This is a genomic window from Dactylosporangium sp. NPDC005555 (assembly GCF_040605635.1).
GTDB lineage: Bacteria > Actinomycetota > Actinomycetes > Mycobacteriales > Micromonosporaceae > Dactylosporangium.
Genome location: NZ_JBEXDG010000138.1, coordinates 1 through 5,342, shown reverse-complemented (window position 1 = coordinate 5,342; position 5,342 = coordinate 1). Strand labels below are relative to the sequence as shown.

Below are 5,342 nucleotides of genomic sequence, written 5' to 3'. Positions count from 1 at the left end.
ACACCGCCGGTGGGGCCCCGCTCGGCTTCCCCACCACCTCGGTCCTCCTCCGCCCGCCCCGCCGGCGTCGGTCAGCCCCCCAGCTCCCCCCCGCCGGCGTCGTCTTTGCCGGGCCTCGTCCAGGGTCTCGTCCAGGACAGCGGCGTCCAGTCACCGCCCTTGCCGGCTACGGCGCGCGGCCCGGTCCGCGCGGCTCGCCGCCCCACCGCTTCGCGGCGGGTCCCGCCGGGGAATTCCTGTACCGCTTCTTCCGGACGCTGACGCCGGCCGGCTTGGTGCCCTTCGCGGCGGCGAGGAGCGCGGCCCCACCCGCGCGATGCTGACCGGGCACCGCCGACGCCACATGGTCGCCCCGGGTGTGGCCCCGGATTTCGCTTCGGGCCAGCGAACTGCGGCCGTGGCCGTGGCGGTCCTGCGCCGGAAGGCGGCCGGCGTGCCAACCAGGCACCACCGCGGCGACCGGTCGCGTCCTTTGTTGGTGGTGTGCGAGTGGCGCCGTCCTCACCCCACCCCACGCCCCGAGTTCGTCAGGTGGTCGAGCCCGCCGGGCCGAAGATCACCGCCCGCACCGTGGTACTCCCCGGTCCAGCCATCGACACCGGCCTCTTCCCCATGATCCGGAAGAGTTTGTGTCGCCAGAGCAGCACAAACTCTTCCGGATCATCGAGAACGCCCGAGGCGGGGGGCGACAACCACTCGGCGCCGATTGGACCGCGCCGCCGCGCCCTGCCGCGCTTAGCGTCGAGGGCATGGAAATCCTTCGGTACAGCGCGTTCACCACGGATCCCAAGGGCGGCAACCCTGCCGGGGTGGTGCTCGACGCCGCCGGGCTCGACGACCCCGCGATGCAGGCCATCGCCGCCGACGTCGGGTACTCCGAGACCGCGTTCCTGTTCCATGACGACGGCCGGATCCGGGTGCGGTACTTCAGTCCACTGGCGGAGGTGCCGTTCTGCGGCCACGCCACGATCGCGACCGCCGCCGCGTACGCCGAACGCTTCGGGCTCGGGCCGCTGCGCTTCGAGTCGCGGGTCGGCACGATCGAGGTCGAGACGCGGGTCGGCGTCGACGGGCTGACCGCGACGCTGCGCAGCGTCCCGCCGCACACCGAGCCGATCGACGCGGACACGCGGGCCGCGCTGCTGCGCGCGTTGCGCTGGGACGCCGCCGACCTCGACCCGGCGCTGCCGGTGCGGGTGGCGTACGCGGGGGCTCGGCACCCGGTCGTCGCCGCCGCCACGCGGGCCCGGCTCGCCCGCCTCGACTACGACGTGCCGGCGCTGACCGCGCTGATGGCGGAGCACGACTGGACGACGGTCGACCTGGTGTGGCGGGAGTCGGCGACGGTGTTCCACGCCCGCAACCCGTTCCCGCCCGGCGGCGTGTACGAGGACCCGGCGACCGGCGCCGCGGCGGCCGCGTTCGGTGGCTACCTGCGCGAGCTCGGGCTCGTCGACGTGCCCGCGTCGCTGCGCATCCACCAGGGCGACGACCTCGGCCGGCCCAGCCTCGTCACCGTCGAGCTGGACGCCGACCCGGGCCGCGGGGTCGCGGTCACCGGCACCGCCGTGCCGATCGGATAGCCGGCGAAACCCGGCAGGAACGCGAGAAGCGTTGGCCGGTGTGCCGCGGGGAGGGCTGATCCACCGCGGACATCGGCCAACGCTCTACGAGTCGAGGCAGGCGGTGCCTCTAACGTCGCGTCAGCAGCTGGACGCGAACCCGATCACGGCGACCGAGTTGCACGACACGTTGATCGGCATCTGGACGGTGGTCGAGGACTGGTTGCCGTTGAAGAACCCGGCGTTGTAGCCCGAGGTCCAGTTGCCGCCGTTGTTGTTGTACGCGTACGCGCCGCCGCCACCGTTGCCGTTGCCGTTGCCGTTGCCGTACGAGCTGTTGTTGTTGCCGTACGAGTTGTTGTTGGCGTAGTGCTTCTTGTGCTTCTTCTTGTGGCTGTTGGCGTTCGCGTTGCCGTTGCCGTTCCCGTTGCCGTTCCCGGCACCGCTGTAGCTGCCGCCGTCGCCGTTGTAGGCGTAGGCGCCGCCGGAGCAGTTGGCGTTCGCGAAGCCGACGATCGCCACGGCGTTGCCGCAGACGTTGACCGGCACCTGGACCGTGGTCGAGGACTGGTTGCCGTTGAAGAACCCGGCGTTGTAGCCCGTGTCCCAGTCGGCGTGGGCGGCGGTGCCGGTGAGCGCGAGGCCCCCCATGGCCAGCGCGGCGATCTGCACCGACCGGATGAGCCAGCGATTCATGATGACGACCTTTCGACGAGTGATCGACGGTGAACGTCCGTCGCGACCCCCACTAAACCCGAAATGCGAGTCCTGGACTGATATTTCACGAAAAACAGTCACGCAATGCACCCGCAAGGTTACGTAATGTAGTCGCCACGGCGTGGCGACTTGGGGTCAGCGACACGTGCCGATCTCCGCCACACTGGTCCCCATGCAGGCTCCCCGCCCCATCGCAGCAGCACTCCTGGCGGCCGTCGCCGCCGGCACCCTCGCCGGATGCTCGCCTCCGGACGAGCCGCAGCTCGCTGTGGGACGCGGCCCGTCGGGGCTGCCGGTCCTGCACCTGCGGGCCTGCAAGGGCCAGGTCGTCTGGTCCGTCGGCCTCCGGGGTCCCGAGCCGCCACGGTCCGCCGCGCCACTGCCGTCCTCCGGCGGCTCGTGGCCCGCCGGCTGGGTCGGCAGCCCGACCGGCGGCGCCCACGGGTCCATCTGGAAGATCGAGAACCGCACCGACACCGCCCGGGCATGGGCCATCGAATACGGCACCACGCCACCGGGCTGGGCGGCCGTGCAGCTCGACGGGCTGCCCGCCACCCCGCCGAAGCTGTCCCCCACCGCCCGCTACATCGCCGGCGCCGGCCTCAGGGTCACGGACGTCGAGTTCACGCTCGCCGACCTGGAAGGACTCAAGGACGGCGAGGTGCGGGGGCACAAGGGGCACGAGACAGCCGAGCGGACCCTGACCCTGCGGCAGTACCGCAAGGAGGCCGACAACGCCTGCTGAACCTCAGTCGGGGGTGCCGCGGCGTCGGCGGCGCCACACGTACACCAGCAGCAGCGAGACCAGGAGCAGCCCGGCGACGATCAGCGCGGGCGTCTCATAGCGGTGCACCAGGGCGCGGACGCGGTCGAGGTTGCCGCCGGCGAAGGCGCCGATCGAGACCCACAGGGCGGTCCAGAGGGCGCCGCCGATCGCGTCGCGGATCGCGTACTGGCGCCAGGGCAGGTCGACGGCGCCGGCGATGAGGCCGTTGGTCTGGCGCAGGCCGTCGATGAACCTGGCGACGACGATGATGTTGCGGCCGCGGCGGGCGAAGAAGTGCTCGGCGCGGGCCAGGCGCGGCTCGGTCAGCCCGACCCGGCGGCCCCAGCGGAGGATGGCCGGGCGACCGGCCTTGCGGCCGAGCCAGAAGCCCAGGTTGTCCCCCACGACGGCGGCGGCGAAGGTGATGGCGGCGACCAGGGGCAGGCTCATCGAGCCGTGCCCGGCGAGCACCGCGGCGGCCACCACCACGCTGACCGCCGGGGTGGGGATGCCGATCCCCTCCAGCAACACCAGCAGGGCGAGGGCGGGATAGCCGTAGCGCTCCAGTTGCTCCACGGGACAATGGAATCATGTCGAGTTGGTACGAGTCGCACATCGACCGGCAGATCCGCGAGGCGCAGGAGGCCGGGCAGTTCGACGATCTGCCGGGCGCCGGGAAGCCGCTGCCGGACCGCGGGGAGCTCTACGACGAGGACTGGTGGATCAGGGACCTCGCCCGCCGGGAGGGTCTGCCGGGTGGGGTGCCGCCGACGCTGCGGCTGCGCCGTGAGGTCGAGGACCTGCCGGAGCGGTTGCCGGCGCTGCGGACCGAGGAGCGGGTCCGGGCCGTGGTCGAGGACCTGAACACCCGCATCGAGCAGGCACGACGCGGCCTGATGGACGGCCCGGCGACGCTGCTGCCGCCCCTGGACGTGGAGGCCGTCGTGCGCGACTGGCGGACGGGCCGTTGACACGGTGGCGTGACGCCGCTTACGTTGCTCCCGCAACTGTTAGTCAATCTGCCTATTAGTTGGAGGAGGCAGCAAATGCCGCTCGGTGGTTCCTCCAAGCTGCTCAAGGCGCTCAACGAGGCGGCCGCGCTCGGTCACCTCCTCGACCACGGGCAGCTCACCCGCGCCGAGCTGCGGTCGCTGACCGGCCTGTCCAAGCCCACGATCTCCGAGGCGATCCGCCGCCTCGCCGACGCCGACCTCGTCGTCGGCGCCGGGCACGAGACCGGCCGGCCCGGCCCCAACGCGGAGGTGTATGCGGTCAACCCCGACGCCGCGTACGCCGTCGCCATGTCGGTGCGCGACGGCGCACCGTCGCTGACCGCGTCGCTGCACGACCTGCGCGGCGTCCAGCGGGCCAGGCTGGCCGTCCCGGTCGACTTCGCGCACACCGACCCGGCCACCGCGGTCACGTCCACCGTCGACGCGCTGTGCGCGGCGGCCGGCGTCGGACGCGGCCCGGTCGCGCACGTGCAGCTCGCCGTCGCGGGCGCGTTCGACCCCCGGGACCGGGTCATCCACCACGTCGACGTGCCCGGCTGGAGCCGCCGCGGCCTCGTCGACGACCTCGCCGCCGCGGCCGGCGTGCCGGTCGAGGTCGACAACGACGTCAACCTCGCCGCGCTCGCCGAACGCGCCCACGGCGCCGCGCAGGGCCTGCCGGACACGGACGGCTTCGCGCTGCTGTGGCTCGGCGAGTCCGGTCTCGGCCTCGCCATCGACCTCGGCGGCGGCAACCTGCTGCGCGGCGCGCGGGGCGGCGCGGGCGAGATCGGCTACATGCCGGTCGCCGCCGAGGGTGCCCGCGACTTCCACGACCTGGTCAGCGGCGCCGCGGTGCGCGCGCTGGCCGACGAGCGGGGCGTGCCGGTCACCGACACGGCGCTGCTGCGCGAGCTCGCCGGGCGGATCGTGCTCGGGCTCGCCGCGGTCGTCGCGGTGCTCGACCCGCCGCTCGTGGTGCTCGGCGGGGAGATCGGCCGGGCCGGCGGTGCCGCGCTCGGCGAGGCGGTGGCGAAGGCGATGGCGCGGGCGGCGCCGCTGGAGACGGAGATCGCGGTGAGCACCGTCGGGGACGACGCTCCCCTGCTCGGCGCCGCGGACGCCGCCCTGTCCGCCGTGCGCCGGGTCCTGCTCGACAGGTTGCGGCAACCGGGCGCCTGACGGCACCCCCTCGAACCGCGGACGCCGGCCGATCTGGCGGCCACGACCGGCGGCCGCGCGCACCACACACCCACACCCCAGCCAGTGACCACGGTCAAAGACTATGGCATGAACGCCGCTTCC

General features: G+C 73.2%; 6 protein-coding genes. 4 read left to right on the top strand and 2 right to left on the bottom strand.

From position 1 onward, the window contains the following. The first annotated feature begins 749 nt into the window (after positions 1-749). On the top strand, positions 750-1,583 hold the full coding sequence (locus ABZS58_RS50940; RefSeq protein ID WP_354792041.1) for a PhzF family phenazine biosynthesis isomerase: 834 nt from the start codon (positions 750-752) through the stop codon (positions 1,581-1,583). A 120-nt stretch (positions 1,584-1,703) separates the two neighbouring features. On the opposite strand, the gene ABZS58_RS50935 is transcribed toward ABZS58_RS50940, so the two are convergent. Further along, complete coding sequence (locus tag ABZS58_RS50935; RefSeq protein WP_354792040.1) at positions 1,704-2,258, bottom strand: chaplin family protein; 555 nt, start codon at positions 2,256-2,258, stop codon at positions 1,704-1,706. 193 nt (positions 2,259-2,451) lie between these two features. Between ABZS58_RS50935 and ABZS58_RS50930 the strand changes: the two genes are divergently transcribed. After that, the gene (locus ABZS58_RS50930; protein WP_354792038.1) at positions 2,452-3,024 is read left to right on the top strand and encodes a hypothetical protein; all 573 of its coding nucleotides are present in this window, start codon (positions 2,452-2,454) and stop codon (positions 3,022-3,024) included. A gap of 3 nt (positions 3,025-3,027) precedes the next feature. Here ABZS58_RS50930 and ABZS58_RS50925 read toward each other — a convergent pair whose 3' ends face one another. Next, positions 3,028-3,621 (bottom strand): DedA family protein, encoded by a 594-nt coding sequence (locus ABZS58_RS50925; protein ID WP_354792037.1) that lies wholly within the window; start codon positions 3,619-3,621, stop codon positions 3,028-3,030. Positions 3,622-3,635: 14 nt separating this feature from the next. Between ABZS58_RS50925 and ABZS58_RS50920 the strand changes: the two genes are divergently transcribed. After that, positions 3,636-4,016: a DUF1992 domain-containing protein gene (locus ABZS58_RS50920; RefSeq protein WP_354792036.1), complete on the top strand. Its 381-nt coding sequence runs from the start codon at positions 3,636-3,638 to the stop codon at positions 4,014-4,016. Positions 4,017-4,091: 75 nt separating this feature from the next. After that, positions 4,092-5,219: an ROK family transcriptional regulator gene (locus ABZS58_RS50915; protein ID WP_354792034.1), complete on the top strand. Its 1,128-nt coding sequence runs from the start codon at positions 4,092-4,094 to the stop codon at positions 5,217-5,219. Positions 5,220-5,342: the final 123 nt, after the last annotated feature.

Excerpts from the sequence above, each read along its gene's own strand:
- ABZS58_RS50940 (WP_354792041.1), top strand. The coding sequence starts at position 750 with ATGGAAATCCTTCGGTACAGCGCGTTCACCACGGATCCCAAGGGCGGC.
- ABZS58_RS50935 (WP_354792040.1), bottom strand. The coding sequence starts at position 2,258 with ATGAATCGCTGGCTCATCCGGTCGGTGCAGATCGCCGCGCTGGCCATG.
- ABZS58_RS50930 (WP_354792038.1), top strand. The coding sequence starts at position 2,452 with ATGCAGGCTCCCCGCCCCATCGCAGCAGCACTCCTGGCGGCCGTCGCC.
- ABZS58_RS50920 (WP_354792036.1), top strand. The coding sequence starts at position 3,636 with ATGTCGAGTTGGTACGAGTCGCACATCGACCGGCAGATCCGCGAGGCG.
- ABZS58_RS50915 (WP_354792034.1), top strand. The coding sequence starts at position 4,092 with ATGCCGCTCGGTGGTTCCTCCAAGCTGCTCAAGGCGCTCAACGAGGCG.